This is a genomic window from Methyloversatilis discipulorum (genome assembly GCF_018780585.1).
Lineage (GTDB): Bacteria > Pseudomonadota > Gammaproteobacteria > Burkholderiales > Rhodocyclaceae > Methyloversatilis > Methyloversatilis discipulorum_B.
In genome coordinates this window covers 41717-59951 of record NZ_JADMJL010000017.1, presented here as the reverse complement: position 1 = coordinate 59951, position 18235 = coordinate 41717, and the positions used below count along the sequence as shown (strand labels likewise).

The 18235-nt window shown below is 63.2% G+C and carries 23 protein-coding genes; 13 read left to right on the top strand and 10 right to left on the bottom strand.

Annotation, left to right across the window (positions count from 1 at the left end):
• Window positions 1-134 precede the first annotated feature (134 nt).
• The 11 genes from IV112_RS08735 to IV112_RS08685 all read left to right on the top strand — a co-directional run bounded on the left by IV112_RS08735 (window position 135) and on the right by IV112_RS08685 (window position 10621).
• Window positions 135-1574 (top strand): aromatic ring-hydroxylating oxygenase subunit alpha, encoded by a 1440-nt coding sequence (locus IV112_RS08735; RefSeq protein WP_304002972.1) that lies wholly within the window; start codon window positions 135-137, stop codon window positions 1572-1574.
• 35 nt (window positions 1575-1609) lie between these two features.
• Window positions 1610-2071 carry an aromatic-ring-hydroxylating dioxygenase subunit beta gene (locus tag IV112_RS08730; protein ID WP_304002970.1) on the top strand — a complete coding sequence of 154 codons (462 nt, stop codon included), beginning with the start codon at window positions 1610-1612 and terminating at the stop codon, window positions 2069-2071.
• A 19-nt stretch (window positions 2072-2090) separates the two neighbouring features.
• Window positions 2091-3131, top strand: coding sequence for a 2Fe-2S iron-sulfur cluster binding domain-containing protein (locus IV112_RS08725; protein WP_304002968.1), 1041 nt, complete (start codon window positions 2091-2093; stop codon window positions 3129-3131).
• 10 nt (window positions 3132-3141) lie between these two features.
• Window positions 3142-3867, top strand: coding sequence for a cyclic nucleotide-binding domain-containing protein (locus IV112_RS08720; protein WP_304002965.1), 726 nt, complete (start codon window positions 3142-3144; stop codon window positions 3865-3867).
• 123 nt (window positions 3868-3990) lie between these two features.
• A complete protein-coding gene (locus IV112_RS08715) occupies window positions 3991-5130 on the top strand; it encodes an ABC transporter substrate-binding protein (RefSeq protein WP_304002963.1) in 1140 nt (379 codons plus the stop codon).
• 47 nt (window positions 5131-5177) lie between these two features.
• Window positions 5178-6530: an ABC transporter permease subunit gene (locus IV112_RS08710; protein ID WP_304002961.1), complete on the top strand. Its 1353-nt coding sequence runs from the start codon at window positions 5178-5180 to the stop codon at window positions 6528-6530.
• Window positions 6530-7393, top strand: coding sequence for an ABC transporter ATP-binding protein (locus IV112_RS08705; protein WP_020164173.1), 864 nt, complete (start codon window positions 6530-6532; stop codon window positions 7391-7393). Before IV112_RS08710 ends, IV112_RS08705 begins: the two co-directional genes overlap by 1 nt.
• 3 nt (window positions 7394-7396) lie before the next feature.
• Window positions 7397-8218: an ABC transporter permease gene (locus IV112_RS08700; RefSeq protein WP_304002958.1), complete on the top strand. Its 822-nt coding sequence runs from the start codon at window positions 7397-7399 to the stop codon at window positions 8216-8218.
• Window positions 8219-8229: 11 nt separating this feature from the next.
• Window positions 8230-9123 (top strand): ABC transporter ATP-binding protein, encoded by an 894-nt coding sequence (locus tag IV112_RS08695; protein ID WP_304002956.1) that lies wholly within the window; start codon window positions 8230-8232, stop codon window positions 9121-9123.
• A 168-nt stretch (window positions 9124-9291) separates the two neighbouring features.
• The gene (locus IV112_RS08690; RefSeq protein ID WP_304002954.1) at window positions 9292-10140 is read left to right on the top strand and encodes an amidohydrolase family protein; all 849 of its coding nucleotides are present in this window, start codon (window positions 9292-9294) and stop codon (window positions 10138-10140) included.
• A gap of 4 nt (window positions 10141-10144) precedes the next feature.
• Window positions 10145-10621 (top strand): GNAT family N-acetyltransferase, encoded by a 477-nt coding sequence (locus IV112_RS08685; RefSeq protein WP_304002952.1) that lies wholly within the window; start codon window positions 10145-10147, stop codon window positions 10619-10621.
• Window positions 10622-10778: 157 nt separating this feature from the next.
• Here IV112_RS08685 and IV112_RS08680 read toward each other — a convergent pair whose 3' ends face one another.
• The gene (locus IV112_RS08680) at window positions 10779-11363 is read right to left on the bottom strand and encodes a TetR/AcrR family transcriptional regulator (protein ID WP_304002950.1); all 585 of its coding nucleotides are present in this window, start codon (window positions 11361-11363) and stop codon (window positions 10779-10781) included.
• Window positions 11364-11608: 245 nt separating this feature from the next.
• Between IV112_RS08680 and soxC the strand changes: the two genes are divergently transcribed.
• Both soxC and IV112_RS08670 read left to right on the top strand, forming a co-directional pair.
• The gene (gene soxC, locus IV112_RS08675) at window positions 11609-12919 is read left to right on the top strand and encodes a sulfite dehydrogenase (RefSeq protein ID WP_304002947.1); all 1311 of its coding nucleotides are present in this window, start codon (window positions 11609-11611) and stop codon (window positions 12917-12919) included.
• Window positions 12906-13532 carry a c-type cytochrome gene (locus tag IV112_RS08670; protein ID WP_304002945.1) on the top strand — a complete coding sequence of 209 codons (627 nt, stop codon included), beginning with the start codon at window positions 12906-12908 and terminating at the stop codon, window positions 13530-13532. The genes soxC and IV112_RS08670 overlap by 14 nt, the downstream gene beginning before the upstream one ends.
• Before the next feature lie 469 nt (window positions 13533-14001).
• Here the strand turns inward: IV112_RS08670 and IV112_RS08665 are convergent, their stop codons facing one another.
• From IV112_RS08665 to IV112_RS08625, 9 genes are read right to left on the bottom strand one after another with little or no spacing between them, the layout of a single operon-like run.
• Complete coding sequence (locus IV112_RS08665) at window positions 14002-15069, bottom strand: site-specific integrase (protein ID WP_304002942.1); 1068 nt, start codon at window positions 15067-15069, stop codon at window positions 14002-14004.
• A gap of 1 nt (window position 15070) precedes the next feature.
• Window positions 15071-15340 carry a DUF4224 domain-containing protein gene (locus tag IV112_RS08660; protein ID WP_304002940.1) on the bottom strand — a complete coding sequence of 90 codons (270 nt, stop codon included), beginning with the start codon at window positions 15338-15340 and terminating at the stop codon, window positions 15071-15073.
• Entirely contained in the window at window positions 15340-15786 is a 447-nt protein-coding gene (locus IV112_RS08655; RefSeq protein ID WP_304002938.1) for a hypothetical protein, read from the bottom strand. The genes IV112_RS08660 and IV112_RS08655 overlap by 1 nt, the downstream gene beginning before the upstream one ends.
• Window positions 15783-16124, bottom strand: coding sequence for a hypothetical protein (locus IV112_RS08650; protein WP_304002936.1), 342 nt, complete (start codon window positions 16122-16124; stop codon window positions 15783-15785). Before IV112_RS08650 ends, IV112_RS08655 begins: the two co-directional genes overlap by 4 nt.
• Window positions 16121-16318 carry a hypothetical protein gene (locus tag IV112_RS08645; RefSeq protein WP_304002934.1) on the bottom strand — a complete coding sequence of 66 codons (198 nt, stop codon included), beginning with the start codon at window positions 16316-16318 and terminating at the stop codon, window positions 16121-16123. Before IV112_RS08645 ends, IV112_RS08650 begins: the two co-directional genes overlap by 4 nt.
• Complete coding sequence (locus IV112_RS08640) at window positions 16318-17436, bottom strand: phage Gp37/Gp68 family protein (RefSeq protein WP_304002932.1); 1119 nt, start codon at window positions 17434-17436, stop codon at window positions 16318-16320. Before IV112_RS08640 ends, IV112_RS08645 begins: the two co-directional genes overlap by 1 nt.
• On the bottom strand, window positions 17429-17821 hold the full coding sequence (locus tag IV112_RS08635; RefSeq protein WP_304002930.1) for an ASCH domain-containing protein: 393 nt from the start codon (window positions 17819-17821) through the stop codon (window positions 17429-17431). The genes IV112_RS08640 and IV112_RS08635 overlap by 8 nt, the downstream gene beginning before the upstream one ends.
• The gene (locus tag IV112_RS08630; protein WP_368500403.1) at window positions 17818-17982 is read right to left on the bottom strand and encodes a single-stranded DNA-binding protein; all 165 of its coding nucleotides are present in this window, start codon (window positions 17980-17982) and stop codon (window positions 17818-17820) included. The genes IV112_RS08635 and IV112_RS08630 overlap by 4 nt, the downstream gene beginning before the upstream one ends.
• Window positions 17982-18218, bottom strand: a complete 237-nt coding sequence (locus IV112_RS08625; protein WP_304002927.1) for a hypothetical protein — start codon at window positions 18216-18218, stop codon at window positions 17982-17984. Before IV112_RS08625 ends, IV112_RS08630 begins: the two co-directional genes overlap by 1 nt.
• Between the last annotated feature and the right edge of the window lie 17 nt (window positions 18219-18235).

The window sequence follows — 18235 nt, the reverse complement described above, 5'->3', positions numbered from 1 at the left end:
GCAAAGGCTTAACCAGCGAGACATCAAGGCTGTACGGACAGGATTGCTAAGCAGCTTTCCCGTCTGCGGAGGTGGCAGCGCGATGTGCTGCCGGGAGGTGATGAGGTGGCGATGTTTCCTCAGGAAACGCTGGGGTGTTTCACGAGGAAACCGCAGGCCCGGTCGCTGTCGAGGGGCATCGCGGTGAAGTCGTCGAGGCGGGAGGGCGCGGAGCACGCAGAAGGCTTGCGCAGCAAGGGTTCTGGCGCATCGACGAAGTCTGTCCTCAGCTGCGGGCACGCCTTCTGCTAAGTCGGGTTATCGGCGCATTACCGTCGATCCGAGCAGCTGTACGACATCACCTCGTTACGTACCGGAAAGGACCTCACATGTCTCGCAACGCAGTGGAGTGGAAGCAGACGCCGAGCTTCCCTGAATCTCACTATGTCGATACGCGCATCTATACCGAGGAGGACATCTTTCTCGACGAGCAGCGCAAGATCTTCAACAAGTGCTGGATCATTGCCTGCCACGAGTCGGAGATTCCGAACGCCTACGACTACCGCACGTTCAGCCATCCCGGCGGGCCGCCGCTCATCGTGATCCGCGGTGAGGACATGAAGGTGCGGACCTTTTACAACATCTGTCCGCATCGCGGCAATACGCTTCTTTACGAGCCGGTTGGAAATGCCAAGCGCATTACGTGCATCTTCCACGCGTGGTCGTTCAACGCGACAGGCGACTGCATCGACATTTCCCGCGGCAAGGAGGGCTATCAGGACCGCTTTGGCTGCAAGGATGCAGGGCTGCGCGAGGTGAAGACCGAACTGGGTTTCGGCGGCTTCGTGTGGGTGAACGTCGATGACGAGAGCTGCACCCTGAGGGAATACATCGGTGAGGCGATGGGCATGCTCGACGAGCATCTGGACCAGCCGCTCGAGGTGTTCCACTACCACAAGGCTGTCGTGAATACGAACTACAAGCTGTGGCACGACACGAACAGCGAGTTCTATCACGACTACATGCATTACTTCAATCGCATCACCGGCATGATCCAGCCTGGTTACTTCGACCGGAAGTACACCGGTTATCCGAACGGTCACGCATCGGTGGGTTCGATGGCGATCAAGTACGACGCCTACGAGGGCAGCAAGGCACGTGGTGTGGGCTGGCCTGGTCTGGCTCCGGGCGGCTGGGTGCTCATCGATATCTTCCCCGGCATGACCTACAACCTGCGCACCTCGGTGCTGCGCATGGACACGGCTATTCCGCTCGGTCCGAACAAGCTGCTGATCGAGTTCCGTGGGCTTGGACTCAAGAGCGATACGCCTGAACAACGCGCCGAGCGCATCCGTGACCACAACATGATCTGGGGGCCGTTCGGCCGCAACCTGCACGAGGACCTTCTTGGCGTCCACGGCCAGGGACTTGCGATGCGCGAGCGCACGGACAGTCGTTGGGTGATCCATGGGCGCGAGGAGAACATGACCATCCATGACGAAGGCGGGATGCGTCACTTCTATGCCGAATGGAGCCGCCGCATGGGCCGCAAGGCCTATGACCCGTACGGCGAGCAGGCCGTCGCGGTGAAGTGACTCCTGATCAACCGAACCGATACGAGAGGGCAAGCGTGGATACCAGAACCGCCATTACCGAACTCATCCACAGATCCGGTCTGATCATGGACGAGCGCGATTTCAAGGGCTATCTCGACCTGTGTGCGCCGGATTACCAGTACCGCATCACCGCATACAGCCCCGAGATCCGCAAGGACATGACGTGGCTGGAGCATGACAAGGCCGGAATGAAGTCGCTGTTCGAGAACCTGCATCGGCACAACAGCGACAAGTCGCCGATCAGTCGCCACATCAATGTCTGCCTGGTGGACATTGATGAGTCGGCGGAGGAGGCGAGCGTCACCAGCACGATCGAGGTGTTCCGCACCACGCTCGATGGTGGCGAGACCGAGCTGTTCGCGGTAGGCAAGCTGTACGACAAGGTGACGCTCGGCCATGACGGCCCGGCTTTGCGCAGTCGGAACGTGCGCCTCGATACGCGGCTGCTTGGCTACGGCTATCACATTCCGTTCTGACCTCGGCCGGGGACACGACATGAAAATCCAGGTCAACGCACGAAACCGCACGCATCTGTTCGAAGCTTCACCGGGCGAGAAGATCCTGCACGGCGGTCTGGCGCGGGGCATCGCACTTCCCTACGAATGTGCCAGTGGAACCTGTGGCACCTGCAAGGCGAAGCGGGTGTCCGGCGACATCGATGACGCCTGGCCTGATGCGCCCGGGCGCAAGAGCCTGAAGTCGGCCGACGAGTTCCTGATGTGTCAGTGCGTGGCCCGGACCGATGTCGTGGCCGAGGTGCCCGCCTTCGTACAGATGATGGACACCGGCTCCTGCGTGCCTTGCGCAGGCGCCGGGCGCATCGCCTCGACAGGGATGCTCACGCACGACGTGATGCTGATCGATGTCGAAACGGACGCACCGGTGGAGTTCGACGCCGGCCAGTTCGTGCTGCTCGGTGTCGACGAGGTCGAAGGCATGCGCGGCTGGTCGATGGTCAATTTCGATCGTCATGCGCGCACCTTGCGCTTCGTCGTCCGGCGCAAGCCGGACGGCGTGCTCTCGAACTGGCTGTTCGACGCCTCGTCGCGCGTCGGTACCCGTGTATCGCTGTTCGGCCCGCTGGGGCACGCAACCTTCTACCCCAGCCTTGGACGCGATTTGCTGTGCATCGCCGGCGGCAGCGGCATCGCCGGCGTCATGTCCATCCTTTCGCGCGCCGAGCAGGATGAGTACTTCAGTCGGCACGCGGGCGACGTGTTCTTCGGCGTTCGTACGTCTCGCGATGTGTACTTTCTCGACGAGTTCACGCGCCTGCGTCGCGTCTGTGGCGAGGGACTCGCCGTCACCGTCGCCTTGAGCGATGAGGACCCGCCGTCCTCGCTGGTGAACGATTACCCGCTGATCCGCTTCGATCGCGGCTTCGTTCACGAGGTGGCCAAGCGGCACATGGTGGGACGTCTGGGCAACGTCATTGCCTATCTTGCTGGGCCGCCACCGGCGGTCGATGCCTCGATCCGGATGCTGCTGCTGTCGCGCGTCACCGCAGACAACATCCGGTACGACAAATTCAGCTAGGACCGCCGGTATGCAAAAACAGCGAATCTGCAGTGCGTCGGACGTCCCGGACAACGGGATGAAGAGCTACGACATCGAGGGCATGAAGATCCTCGTGGTGAATGCCGGCGAGTGCTTCCACGCGTATCAGGGGCTGTGTCCACACCAGGACGTGTGCCTCGACGAAGGGTACTTCGACGGCCAGTTGCTCACCTGTCACCAGCATCTGTGGCAGTGGGACATCCGGACCGGCGAAGCCGTCGGCCTGGCGGAGGCGCCGCTCGAGAAGTACGAGGTGGAGGTCAGCGAGGGCGAGATCTTCGTACTGCAGTCGAGTGCGCTCAAGGCGGTGGACATGTTGAAGGACGTCTCCGCTGCGTCGCTCGAGCGGCTGGAGGGGTTGGCCCGACGGGAGCAGCTCTCCGCGGGCACGGTGATCTACGAGGTCGATGACCCGGCGGATGACCTCTACGTGCTCGAGTCGGGGCGCGTGGAATTCACGATAGGGCGCGACGACCGCACGCGGCTCGCGGGCTTCATGTTGCGCAAGGGCGAAGTGTTCGGCTGGGCGGCTCTGCTGGAGCAGCATCCCCGCCGCATTGCCCGCGCCGTCTGCCATGAGGACTCGGTGCTGTTGCGATTGAACGGCGAAGCGATGCTGGATGCGCTGGAAGCCGATCCGACCTCGGGGCTGATGGTGATGCGACGGCTGGCGACGCTGGTCGCGCGCCATACGACAGGACCTCAGAACAGTTAGTACCGGACCGGACAGACGGTCCCGAAGTGTCCGGAAGGAACGGAGGCGAGGGTATGCAGATGCAGTGATGTGGCAGTGCGGAGACTTCGATGTCCATACCAACAATCAGGAGGAGAGTTTGCCATGGGTAATCTCAGGAATCGGGTATGCAGGATGGTGTCGACGCTGCTCGCAGCGGCGGCGTGTGCGCTGACAGGTGGCGTCGCGCAGGCCGGCGACATCAACTTCGGCAAGGTGGGCGAACCGGTGAAGCTGGTGGTGGGCTACCAGCCCTACTACACGGAGTCGTGGTCGGGTGTCGTCATGCGCGGCAAGAAGTTCTACGAGAAGTACCTGCCCAAGGGCTCGAAGGTCGACTTCGCGGTGGGCCTCCAGGGTGCGGTCGTCGTCAATGCGATGCTCGCCGGCAAGCAGCACATCGGTTACGTCGGTGACATGCCGGGCATCGTATCGACGACCAAGCAGCAGGTCGCCGACATCCGCATCGTCGCGGCGCTCGGCCTGGGCAAGGACCAGTGCAACATCTTTCTCGCTCGCAAGGACGCGCCCAACTTCGCATCCTCCAAGGAAGCGCTGAAGTGGCTCAACGGAAAGAACGTGGCGGTACCCAAGGGCAGCTGCACGGACCGCTTCGCGCAGGAGACCTTCAAGAAGGAGAGCATCACTCCGGGCGCCTATCTGAATCAAAACATCGAAGTCATCACCAGCGGCTTCCGCGCCGGCAAGCTGGACGCTGCGGTGGTGTGGGAGCCGACGGCGTCCCGCCTGGTGCAGGAAGGTTTGGCGAAGCGCGTCGCGTCCGGAACGACAGTGGACGAAAGTGACGGTGGCTTTCTCACCATGCGCGAGGACCTCATCCGCACCCGTCCTGACGTGGTCAAAGCCTGGCTGAACGCGGAGCTCGATGCCCAGCTCTTCCTCGCTGACCCCGCCAACGCGCAGGAAATCGCCCGCATGGCGATGGAGCAGACCACCGGTTTTACCGAGCGTGCGCTCTGGTCATCGATGTTCCTGCGCTATCCGGACAGCGCCGGTGGTGTCGATCAGCGCCTGCTGCTTCCCTTCACGATCACGCCCGAGGTGCAGGCACTCATCACCGATGCCACCGCCTTCCTGTTCGCCATCAAGAGCATCAACGTCGACAAGCTTCGCCCGGAAGCCGTGATGCCCGAGTTCACCCAGGCCGTTCTGAAGGAGCGCGGACTGACCTCGCCGATCGGTGCGGTCAAGGCGCTGCCGGAATCGGCCTACAAGGGTAACTGAGCGCGTCCGCACGGGGCGGACGCGTCACACGTTGAATGCGAGGGAACATGGAACAAGTCGAACGCTTGCTGAAGCGGACCTTGCCCTTCCAGGTCGTGTCGCCGGAAACGCTGGACGGCATTGCCGAGATCTCGAGACATGAGGTCTTCAAGGCGGGTGAGGTCATCTACGGGGCTGGTCAGCCGGCCGAAGAGGTCTACGTACTGGTTTCGGGCCGGGTGGCGCACCGGATCGATCCGGACATCAAGGCGCGTGTGCATGAGAAGGAACTGCAGGTCGGCGATGTCTTCGGCTGGGCCGCGATACTCGAGGGCGAGAAGGTGCGGCTTGCCGACGTCGCCTGTATCGAGGCGGCCGAAGTCCTGAAGATCGACGGCGCGCGCCTGCTGGAACTTCTGCGCAAGGACGTCAATTTCGGTGAGGCGGCGCTGAAGAGCTTTTCCCAGCTCATCAGTCAGCAGTACTACCTCCCGCCGTCGGTGTCCGAGCGCGTGCCGACCACCCTGTCCAAGGTGGGGGACACGCGTACACCCGCCTCGAACGAGGCGGAGCCGCAGACGGCCTCGGCGTGGACACTGACCATGTACCGGGCTGGCGAGTGGCTCAGGAGCCCTGACCCCTACCTGATGATGGTGGGCTTCGCGCTGATGCTGGGCTTCTGGTACCTGACGGTGGAAGTGCTCAAGCTGCCGCGCTTCGAGGATCTGCCGGGCCTGACTACGGTGGTGAAGGAGTGGTTCGCCGAGGATCCGGTCTATGGCATGTCGATCTACACGGCTGAGTACTACCAGCACATCTGGGTGAGCATACGGCGCGTGGCCATCGCCTTCCTGCTGGCGACCGCGCTCGGGGTGCCGCTGGGGCTGTTCCTGGGATGGTCGCGCAGCTTCCGCGAATACGTGTTCCCGGTATTCGAACTGCTCCGTCCGATCCCGATCCTCGCATGGGTGCCGCTGGCCATCATCATGTTCTCCGGCAGCGAGACGCCCGTCATCTTCCTCACCTTCCTCGCCTCCTTCTTTGCGACCGCACTCAACACGATGCTCGGTGTGGAGTCGATCGACGAGTCCTACACGCGTGCCGCCTGCTGTCTCGGGGCGAATCGCTGGCAGGTATTCAAGGAAGTGATCGTGCCGGGCTCCATGCCCTACGTGTTTACCGGACTGCAGATATCGGTCGGTGTCGCGTGGTTCTCGCTGGTGGCTGGTGAGATGGTGTCCGGGCAGTACGGACTGGGCTACGTGATCAACACGTCCTACACGATGGTCAGATACCCCACCATCATCATCGGCATGGTGACTCTTGGCATCGTCGGCTACACGACGAGTGCGATGGTCCGGGTTGCCGGCAACTACATGATGCAGTGGCGTCTGCGTGAAATGGCTCTGGGAGGTCGGTGATGAGTGCTGTGCTTGAGAAGGTACGTACGCAGGGCAACGAGGCGCGCTACGGGGCGATCCGCATCGACGACGTGGTCAAGATCTACGACCCCGAGGGGGCCGCAGTCATGGCGGTCGATCACTGCACGCTGGACATCAAGGCGGGCGAGATCTGCATGATCGTCGGGCCGTCCGGCTGCGGGAAGACGTCGCTGCTGAACGCGATCGCCGGCTTCCACGACATCACCTCGGGCGCCATCTACATGGATGGAGAGATGCTCTGCGGTCCTGGCAAGCCGAAGGCAGACCCGGGTGCCGACCGCATCGTGGTGTTCCAGAACGGCGCGCTGTTCCCGTGGAAGACGAATCTCGAGAACGTTGCCTTCGGCCCGATGATGCAGGGCAAGCTGAGCAAGAAAGAGATCATCGAGAAGGCGCGCAGCATGATGGCCGATGCGGGCCTCAGCGGCACCGAGCACAACTATCCGGGTGAGGTGTCATCGGGCCTGAGGCGACGGGTCGAGATCGTGCGCGCACTGATGAACGACCCCAAGGTGCTGCTGTTCGACGAGCCCTACCGGGCGCTCGATTCGCTGACCCGGTCGGTGATGCACGAGTCGCTGCTCGACATCTATTACAAGAACAAGGTGACCATCTTCTTCATTACCCACGACCTGGAAGAGGCGATCTTCCTCGGCCACAAGCTGGTGATCATGACGACGCGGCCGTGTCGCCCGAAGAAGGTGCTCGAGGTCGACATACCGCATCCGCGGGACTACAGCGTGCTGACCAGCCCGCGTTTCCGCGAACTGCTCGAGGAAACCGCGTCGGTCGTGCATGAAGAGGCGCGCAAGTCCTTTGCTTCCGGCGAGAAGGAGGGCTGAGCAATGAACATGAAGAAGATACGGCGTTCGCTGTTCAGTCGCACGACGCTGCGCGCCATCGTGTCGATCACCGTTTTCCTGATTCTGTGGGAGGCGGGATCGCGGTCGAAGGAATGGGCGGGCTTCACGATGCCCTGGATCGGGCTGGTACCGCCGCCGACCAGCGTGCTGTCGGTGTGGTGGGACCTGCTGGGTGATACCGGCTACTGGCAGAGCTGGTACCTGAGCCTGATGCGCGTACTGAGCGGCTTCGTCGCGGCGATGGTGATCGGCATACCGCTTGGCCTGCTGATGGCGGTCAGTCGAACTTTCAATTCGATCACCTTCCCGTCGTTCGAAATCCTGCGGCCGATACCGCCGCTTGCCTGGGTGCCGGTCGCCATCATCTTCTGGCCGACCGAAGAGCTGTCGATTGCGTTCGTCACCTTCCTCGGCGCCTTCTTCACGGTGGTGATCAACGTGCTGGGCGGTGCGCGGTCGATCGACATGCGCTTCTACCAGTCTGCACAGGCGATGGGCTCGTCGCAGTGGGACATCTTCAGGCGCATCGTGCTGCCGGCGACCGTGCCGTCCATCGTGGTGGGTTCATCGGTGGGCATGGGCATCACCTGGAACGTGGTGGTGGCCGCCGAGATGATTTCCGGCGGCGGTGGCGGCGGGGGATCGGGCGGCGGTCTTGGGTTCTTCATCTGGAATTCCTATGTCGGCGGCTCCTATGAGCAGATCGTCATCGGAATGATCAGCATCGGCATCGCCGGCTATGCGTGCAGCGAGCTTCTGCGCGGCATCGGTGGCTTCTTCACACCCTGGCTCAGAACACGGTAAGGAGGCGAATCATGGCAAGTGCACAACACGGTGCGATGGCGCCGATCACCAGCAAGATCGCGATCAGTGCCGGGGAAATGATCGTCAGCAATGTCTGCAAGTCCTACGGCACGGGGCTGTTCGAGAAGAAGGTGGTGAAGGACTGTTCGTTCAACGTCGAGCGCGGCAAGCTCACCGTGATGATCGGTCCCTCCGGCTGCGGCAAGAGCACCCTGATCAAGTTGCTCGCGGGTTTCGAGAAGCCGACGACGGGCAACATCCTGCTGAATGGCAAGCCGGTCACCGGGCCGGGTCGGGATCGACTGGTGGTGTTTCAGGAGTCGGCGCTCTTTCCGTGGATGACGTCGTACGACAACATCATGTATGGACCGATTGCGCGAGGTGAGGACGACAAGAAGGCCCGCGATCTCGCCGAGTTCCTGCTCGACAAGGTGGGCCTGCGCGACTTCCGCAGCAAGTATCCGATGCAGCTGTCCGGTGGCATGCAGCGGCGGGCGGAACTCGCGCGCGCGATGATCAACAACCCTGAAGTGATGATCCTCGACGAGCCGTTCCGCGGACTGGACGCGATGTCGAAGGAACTGATGTGGGAGTACTACTCCGCGCTGTACGAGGAGTCCCGCCGCACGACCTTCTTCGTTACCACCGACATCGACGAGGCGCTGTTCCTGGCCGACCGCCTGATCATCATGAGCAACATCCCGACCCGGGTGAGAGCCACCATCGAGGTGGACATTCCGCGTCCACGCAAGCTGGCCGACTTCTTCCTCGGCGACCGCGCCAATGAAGTGAAGATGACCGCGCTGTCACTGCTGCACGAAGAGGCCATGAGGTCCTTCGCCGGCGGCAGCAAGGCGGCGGCCGACTTCGTCGAATCCTACGCAAGGAGATCACAGAGGGCGTGACGCATCGCGCCACACGGCGCGCGGCGGAACACCTTGACGTGCGTGCCTGACGGTACGCGCGCGGGGACCGCTCGCGCCAAGAAAACGCGGATTCGCCTCAAGGCATTTCCGCGCAACAGCCGGACGGGGCTCTGCCCCACTCTCAACGACTCAAGACAGGCGGACACCATGACCCAGACCGTGATCGACATGCGCAGCAGACCTTCCTACCTGCATGACTTCTATGGCGCAACGCCGGACACCCCCTCGTTCGAGGTGGTGAAGTGGCTGAATCGCCGGACCGGATCCCAGGACGAATTGCATTTCACCCGCTCGAAGAACGCCAGTTCCTTCGTCCAGGAGATCCGCGCAGCGGGGATAGCCCAAGCTGTCGTGGTTGGCCGTGACACACCGGGGATCAAGCATTCGAACGACGAGATCATGAAGATGGTGTCGGAGCACAAGGAGCTCGTGGGCATCGGCTCGGTCGATCCGCACGCCAGCGGCATCAAGGCGGCGACCGACGAAATCGAGCGCGCGGTCGGCAAGCTCGGCCTGAAGGGCATCAACATCGAACCCGGCTTCTGCAATCCGCAGGTGGCTGCCGACGATGCGCAGCTCTATCCGGTGTACGAGGCCTGCCAGGCGCTCGGCGTGCCGGTGACCATCATGTCGGGTCCGACCACGCCGCGCTTCGAACTGACCGATCCCGCGTCGATCGGCCGCGTGGCGAAGAATTTTCCTCAGCTCAAGATCGTCTGCTATCACGGCTTCTGGCCCTACGTGAACGAGATGGTGGGCATCGCCTTCCGCTGGGACAACGTGTTCGTCGTCGCCGACATGTACATCTTCCTGCCCGGTGGCTCGCTGTATGTCGAGGCGGCGAATGGCTTCATGCAGGACCAGTTGCTCTTTGGCAGTTCCTATCCTTTCCGTGCGATGGCGCAGTCCGTCGAAGACTACCGCGCGCTCGGCTTCAAGGAGTCAGTCATCGACAAGGTGATGGGTGGCAACGCGAAGCAGGTTCTCGGACTCTGATGCAATGGGCGGGGAGGCGGCGATGAAGTCATTAGGGCAGGCCATATCGATACGAAGAGCGGGAGATGAAGATCTCGACTGGCTGCTCGACATGTACACATCGCTCGACTTCTCGCCCGAGCCATCATTGCCGCTGACCGAGGCGCAGGTGCGGTTCAGAAAGATCATGCGGTATCCCGATTACCGCATCTTCGTCGCCGAATGCGACGGTGACCGGGTGGGGACTTTCGCCCTGATCATCGTCGATGGCCTGGCGCACGGAGGGCGTCCGCACGCGGTCGTCGAGGATGTAGTGGTCGCCCCCGGACATCGCCAGCGAGGTGTCGGCCAGGCGATGATGCGCTACGCGATGGATTGTTGTGCCGAAGCGGGGTGCTACAAGCTCGCGTTGTCCAGCCACACCAGGCGTGAAAAAGCGCACCGCTTCTATGAGCTCCTCGGATTTGAGCGCCATGGCTACAGCTTCATGGTCGAGTTCTGATGTGTCCGCACGAACGCGGATCGGGCTCCGGCTCGCGCTGCGCCACATTTTCCATCCTGTCACGCACGGGGCGGAGCATGGAGTGCCGGTGGCGGCGGGCGATCGATGGTGGCGAGCCCGCGGCAAGGTTGCAGGGCATCGGCGAGTGATGACGGCTTCAGCCGATCGCCAGCATGCGGAGCGCCATCTCATTGAAGCGCTCGGAAATCGTCTCTGCGCCGAGCGAGCCGTCCGGACGCATCCAGAGGTAGCTGTAGAAATACATGCCCAGTACGCCTTTCAGCACGACCGGGTCGTATGGCCTGAAGAGACCCTGTTCGGCGCCGGCGATGAAGGCGTCCTTCCAGACACGTTCGTAGCGCGTGTGCAGCGCCAGCACTTCCGCGCGGCGCGTATCTGTCAGCGACTGGACTTCCCGAAAGCACACCGTCAGCTCCGCCTGATGGGACGCGATCATCGAGATCAGGTGGTGACCCAGTATGCAGATGCGCCTTCTCGGGTCCGTTTCCTGTTCTGCGGTCACTGCAAGTTCGTTCAGATCGGTGATGTACTCGCGGGCAATGTCGTAGAGAAGGTCGTCCTTGCTGCGGATGTGGTGGTAGAGCGCCCCTCGGCCAAGCTGTACTGCGTTCTGCAGCTCGGTCATTCCCACCGCGTGATAGCCGCGCTCGGCAAAAAGGCGGGCGGCCGCCTTGACGATGCGTGCCCGCTGCGAACGGTCGTCCTTCGTGTCGACGCTCATGAGGTCGGCCCCGGAGGGGCCAGAGTCCAAAGATCTGCAGATCATAAATTACCCGCTGTGCCTTGCGTTCAAAGCATCGTGCCCAAAGCGATGCGTTGAGCGACATCCACGCGGTGGGGATGCCACGGAGCGAGTTTCGTCCGCCGCCCGCAGGAATTGATTGATCCAGCCAGTACGCCGACGTAGTATACCGACCGATCGGTACAGTCCGGTCATCGGAGATTCCCAACCACCTGGAGGTCATCGTGGATCAGAAGATTGACGGAGTACGTTTGGTCGCGGCCGCTCGAACCGAACTCGAAGCCCACAGTTCGATTACGCACAATCCGTCGCGACGCGCGCTGCTCGCGAAGACGGCCGCCGCCGCGGTGACCGGGCTGGCTGGTGTCGGTGTCGCGCGCGCGGAGCCGCTGTCGGTGCCGGAGTCGAACAAGACACTCGGACGCCCGCTGCCCCCTGAAGAGTACGGTGTGCCATCGAAGTACGAGTCGCACGTCAAACGACGGCGAACCGACGTGCTGGTGAACAAGCAGAACTATTCGGACTGGAGCTTCACGCCCCTGCATCAGCAACTGGGTACGGTCACTCCGAACGGGCTGATCTACGAAAGGCACCACAACGGGGTACCTGACATCAACCCCGATCAGCATCGTTTCGTCATTCACGGCATGGTCCGCCAGCCCTTGGTGTTCTCCATGTCCGACCTGATGAAGTATCCGTCGGTGTCGCGCTTCCACTTCATGGAGTGCTCGGGCAATGGCCTGACTGACTGGCTGAAGCCGGCTGCCCGCACCGTGCAGCAGACACACGGACTGCTGTCATGCGCGCAGTGGACCGGCATTCCGGTATCGACGTTGCTCGACGAGGCGGGCGTCTCCCCTTCGGCGACGTGGGCACTGGCCGAGGGCGGGGATGGCGCGGCGCATGCACGCAGTATTCCGATGAAGAAGCTGATGGAGGACGCGCTCATCGTCTATGCGGCAAACGGCGAAATGCTCAGACCGGAGAACGGTTACCCGCTCCGTCTGTTCATTCCGGGCTGGGAAGGCAACGTCAGCATCAAGTGGCTGCGCCGGCTCAAGCTGGGCGACCAGCCCTGGCACCTGCGCAGCGAGACCGCGCGCTACACAGACCCGATGCCCGACGGCAAGTGGCGTCAGTTCAGCTTCGAGATGGAGGCGAAGTCGGTGATCACCTCACCTTCGGGCAGCATGAAGATCCGCCCGGGGCCGATCGAAATCGTCGGCTTCGCATGGTCCGGCAAGGGGAGCATACGTGCGGTGGACGTCACGCTCGATGGCGGTCGTACGTGGCGCCAGGCGCAACTGGAAGGGCCGGTGATGGACAAGTGCCTGACGCGATTCCGGCTGCAGTGGAACTGGAACGGTGGTCCGACAACGATAGCGAGCCGCTGCGTCGACTCGACCGGCTATGTCCAGCCGACGGTCGAAGACATCCAAAAAGTACGCGCGATCACCGGCTTCGTGCAGCACCACAACGGGGTGTTCCCGTGGTCCATCAACGAAGCGGGGGAGGTGAAGAATGCGATCGCTTGAAACAGTCACGATGGCTCTGGCCACTGTCATGCTGCTGGCGGGCTGCGCGGGAAATACCGTGAGCTCGACGACGGCATCGCCTCATGCCCGCTCGATGGCGCTCGGCGCCCCCGTCGCAGAAGCGGATCTCGTCGCGTGGAATATCGATGTCCGCGGCCCGGACGGGCAGGGGCTGCCGCCGGGTTCCGGCAACGCGCGGACAGGCAAGGCGCTGTTCGACGCAAAGTGCGCGTCGTGCCATGGCGCCGCGGCGGCTGGTGGTCCGATGTTCGGAACCATGGTTGGCGGTATCGGCTCGTTCAAGACAGACAAACGTCTGCTCACGCCGGGCAGCATGTATCCGTATGCCCCGGCACTGTTCGATTACATCCGCCGCGCAATGCCGCTGACCGAGCCGCAGTCGCTCAGTAACGACGAGACCTACGCGGTGACGGCTTACCTGCTGCACCTCAACGGGTTGGTGGACCAGGACGTGGAAATGAACTCGACCAGCCTGGCGGCGATCCGGATGCCGAACCGGGACGGCTTCATCGTCGACGACCGGCCTGATACGAGCGCAGCCCGGTGCATGCAGGACTGCAAGCCGCTTCGCACGAGCGTTGCAGCACCTTGAGGAGGCGATGGCAGATACGTTCGCCATCTACACGGCAGACAGTGATCAGGACTGCACTCGCTGATACTGACTGATGGATTGCCGGGGTAGCGTCGGCGTGGCCGACCGCTCCGACGCCAGGAGGTGTGTCTATACCCGGCCGATCTCATCCGCCCCACGGGATCTGGTCGGCCGGGTGACGTTGGTCTCGTCCCGCAGTCCGACATCGCCCGGCGGGGCGCTACACAGGCATCCGCTTCGCCGCAGCAATCGGATTCCGCGCGTAAATGGAAAAGGCCCGCATCGCTGCGGGCCTTTTGTGTCTTGGCTCCCCGACCTGGGCTCGAACCAGGGACCTACGGATTAACAGTCCGGCGTCGGAATGCCTTGAAAGCCAAGCCTGATAAGGAATAGGCGTTTCCGCAGTCTAATATTCTCTGGCTTGGCGCCGCCCGGAAACCCGCTTCCAGCCTTGGTCCAGTGCGCTCTATTAGACGGCCGCCTTGACCTTGTTCGGCTGCACAACACCCCTCCAGCGCTGCTTCACGTAGCGCTCTGTCGTGGTCACCGAGTCGTGGCCGCACAGCACCTGGATGACCTCCAGCGGAACCCCGGACTGCCACATGTCCGTCGCGCCCTTTCCCTTCAGATCATAGAAGCCGAAGCTGGCCACTTTCGCGGCGGCCTGCCGGCGCTTCAGCATCGCGCACAGCCCGTCGTAGGTGTATGGCTTCCCGTCGCGGCGATGCAGCAGGGTCATCCCGCGCAGCTTGCCGGCGCCGGCCTTCAGGTTGATCAGGATCTCGTCGATCTCGGCCGTGACCTCGATGTCGACCATTGCCCCGGTCTTCGCCTGGTTGTTTCTGATGACGCGCACCTCCCGGCCATCCGGCAGGCGGCGCCGCACGATGTCCCGCTCGGTCCAGGTGATGATGTCCTCGGGTCGCTGCAGCGTGCGATAGACGAGGTGGGCCAGCGCCCAGACCATCAGCGGCGCGTTCTTCAGGGCCTTCGACATCTCCACGTCTTCAACGTAGCGCTCCCGCTTCTTCTCCGGGTTGCGGCGGACGCCGCGGCACGGGTTGGTCGTCACGCCGGCATGCCCCTTGCGGATCAGCCACGTGAACATCGACGACAGGCAGGCCTTCTCCCGGTTCGCCCGCACGCCTCGGCCGCCCTCGAGGTTCGTGTCCAGGAACTCGCCGACGTGACTGGGCGCGACGGCAGCCGGGTAGAGCGGGCCGAAGAAGATCTTCAGCACCTCCGCGTCGGTGGTGTAGTCATCCAGCGTTCGCTGGGCGAGGTCGACGACAGCGACGCGCTTCCGGCACCAGATCAGAAACTGGTCCAGCCAGTAGGCGACGGTCCCGAACCCTTCGTCCATCTGCTGCCGGATCCGGTTGGCGCGCTCCTTTGCCTGGCCTACATCCGTGCCAAGGTGCTCCCACCGGCCGGCCGGATGCGATTCCGTGGGCCGATGAAAGTAGTAGAACGCCCCGTGCTTGGCATACACCCGGTCCGGTAGGTCGAGCGGGTTGTGCTTGCGACGACGACCCATGTCAGGCGGCTCGCCTCCGGTTGATGAACTCGATCAATCCTGAGCGGTTCGGTGCCGCAGCTGGCGCTGTTGTGCCCTGCTGAGGCTCGCTATGCTTCCGCCCGGACAGTACCGCTTCTGCATGGCTGCGGACAACCAGCGCGCGGCCGTTGGGCTTCGTGGCCACGGTGAGGCCCAGTTCGCGCAGGAACCGCACCTGTGCCGCAGGCTGGACCAGCGGTTCGCAGATGCGCGCGATCTCGGTGTCAGACAGGAAAAGTCCGTCGTGCATCAGCTCTCCTTCGGCCCCGGCAGCAGATTCGCCGCCTCGGCATGTTCCAGCACGGTCTTCCCGCTGGGCAGCAGGATCTGCCCGAGGAAGGCTCCCTCGAACGACAGGATGCCGGTCTCGATCGCGGTGATCTGCCCCTTGATCCAGTCGCGCAGGATCGAATAGACGGCGGTGCTGGCGATCTCCTTCGCGCGCGCCTCGTGCTGCTGCTTCGATGCCTTGGTGCGCGGGCCGTACGGGTGTTCCTTCAGCCACGCGGCGGCGTAGCCATTCACAGATGCGCGCACGCTCACGGGCCGGCCGCGGTATTCGAACTGCACCAGCAGCTCGCCGGCTTCGAAGTCCAGCATCTGGCCGAACTTCGAGCAGCCGAAGCCGCGCAAGATCTTCTGCATGTCCTGCACCGCACGCTCGCCGCTGCTGGTGTTCTCGTAGGGTAGGGTCATAGCGTCGCTTCCTCCGTGCCGTCGCCTTCGTCGAAAATTAGCGCAGCCAGTTGCTCGATCGTGCTGATGTCTTGCAGCGGTCCGCCGTTGACGCTGGCGCGCATCGGTCGGGCGCCGAACTCGTCTTCCGACCACCAATCTTCAAGCCATGTAGGCGAGCAGCCGATCAGCCGCGCCGTGTGATTGGTCGCGATGATCATCACGTGCTGCACCGACAGCATCAGGCGCGATTCAGGATCGGCGCCGGTCAGTTCGGAGAACTCGTCCAGCGCTGCGTCGCAAGCCTTCATGCGCTCGTGCCAGTCGCGCAGGGTCTGCAGCTTCTCGTCGCGGGTCACGGCAGAAGCCCCGAGTCGCGCATTGCGTGCAGCATGGCGACGTGTTCAACCATGCGCTCGGCGTAGATCATCCAACGCTGTCGATACGTGCCGTCCTGGACGCACACCAGTTCATGCGGGCTTTCGGACAGGCGGAAACACATCTGCTCGGCCGCGAACTGGAACTGGGCGAGTTGCCATTCTTCGATTGCCATCACGCACCGCCTTTCGGAAAGGCGTCATGCGTCCGACCGTCGAGCAGGCGGCCGGCGGCCTTCTTGCCGATGCGGTGCATCCACAGATCACGAGCCTCAAGCGCGCGAAAGTTCTCCCACGCGTATGTGTTACCGCTTACGGGCACCAGGCGTGACGTTGCTGGCCAACGTTCTCCGGGCTTCACAGAGGCTGGCGGCGCTGCCGAGAACTCTCCCCACTGCTTGAACAGGAACGGCACGCCGGCTGCTGCGCATTGGTCGCGCAGGTCGCGAGCCCACTCCGGATGCATCGGCCGCGCGTGCGGGCCGCTCTCGCCGCCGACGATGACCCAGTCGATGTAACTAGCGGTATCGGCCTCGTCGTCATCAGCGTCATACAGGGCGGAGAAATGGTCCTCAGTTCCGCCGCCATGGCGGACAACGATGTCCGTCAGGTCGACCGGCCCCAGCATCGGCTCGATGGACACGAACCGCACCGCGGCCGGCACGTCCAGCAGCTTCGGGATGTCGCGGTCGGCCTCGGCCTGATTGCAGATCGTCGCGCCCAGCCAGACGTTCGCCGGCCAGCCGCCGTGGATGTTGCAAGGGTCCGGGCCGTGCTGGACCGGGCCGCCTAGCCAAGACACCGGAGCCATGCTCCGAACGTTGCCGATGCGCTTCGTCAGCAGCAACCAGTCGAGGTTTGGGCTCGCTTCAATGAGGCGGAACAGGTCTGCGCGCCACTGAGGGTCCACCTCGTTGTCGAACACGTCGGCGAGGCTGGCGCAGAACACGCGGCGGCGGGCCTCGTTCATGCTCCGGCTATTGCATCGCGGGCAGGCGTATCCGCTATCGGTCAGCCCCATGTTCGGGCCGACTTCCCTCCACTTTTCGCCATCGCTGCGGTGTCCGCAGTCCTCGCACTGGAAGAACGGCTTCGCATTCCACTTCCCCGGCTTCTTCCAGTTGTCGTCACCGGTGCGCTTCCGCGCCTGGCCGGCGCCCCACTGCACGACGTGCCGGCGCAGGTCGAAATCGCGCTCTGCGTAGCAGTGGTCGCAGGCCGGCGAAACCTTGGTGCAGCCGATCCACGGATTGAAGGTGACGTCGCACCACTCGATGTTCGAGCGCTCAGCCATTGCTCACCTCCGGCACATCGAAGAACCCCAGGCGCCCGTTCATCGGTATGAACTCCATCGGCTGCGGATCGCGTAGGACGAACCCGAACGGACCGACGAACCACGGCGAATCACTGTCCGCAACGCAGTCGGCGATCTCTACGCTGCCGACAATGCCGCCGCGCTTGATGGTGTTGGCGGTGATCCCGGCAAGTACGGCCTTCGGGCTCGCGCCGCTGCCCTGCGCGAAGTCCCACGCGGCACCCCACTCCGCCATCGTCATCCCCTTGCTGGCGTGGATGAGCACGCGGCCGCGGAACTTGGTCTGCCAGCTCCGGTTCTCGATGTCTTTCCCGCCGTGCAGGATCAGCCACGCCCACGGCTGGCGAATGGAAAGTGCGATCACGTCCGCACCTCCGACACCCACTCCGTCCCTTCCTTCTCCCTCGTTTTCCACCCGCATGCGATCGAGAAATTGCAGATCGCCTCACCGTTCGGTGCGTAGCGCGTCTCAGGGTCGCGGCCCAGTCGCCCGATGAAGTTGCATTGATTGAGGTCGTTGGCCATCAGGCAGCACCTCCCTGCGCTACGGTCAGAGCAGCCAACGCCGGCTGAACCCATATCGGCGCGCTGCTCAGGGTAAAGGTTTCGCCGGACCACGCCAGCAGCAGCGTGCGGCCCATCTCGCCGGCGATAGCCCGCGCGGCGTCCGGCGGCACTGCGTTGCCGATGCGCTCACGCCAGTCGCTGTCGCTGAGACCGTCCAGCTCGAGCACTTCCTCCGGATCCACCAGCGACTGCAACGCGGCCAGCTCAAGCG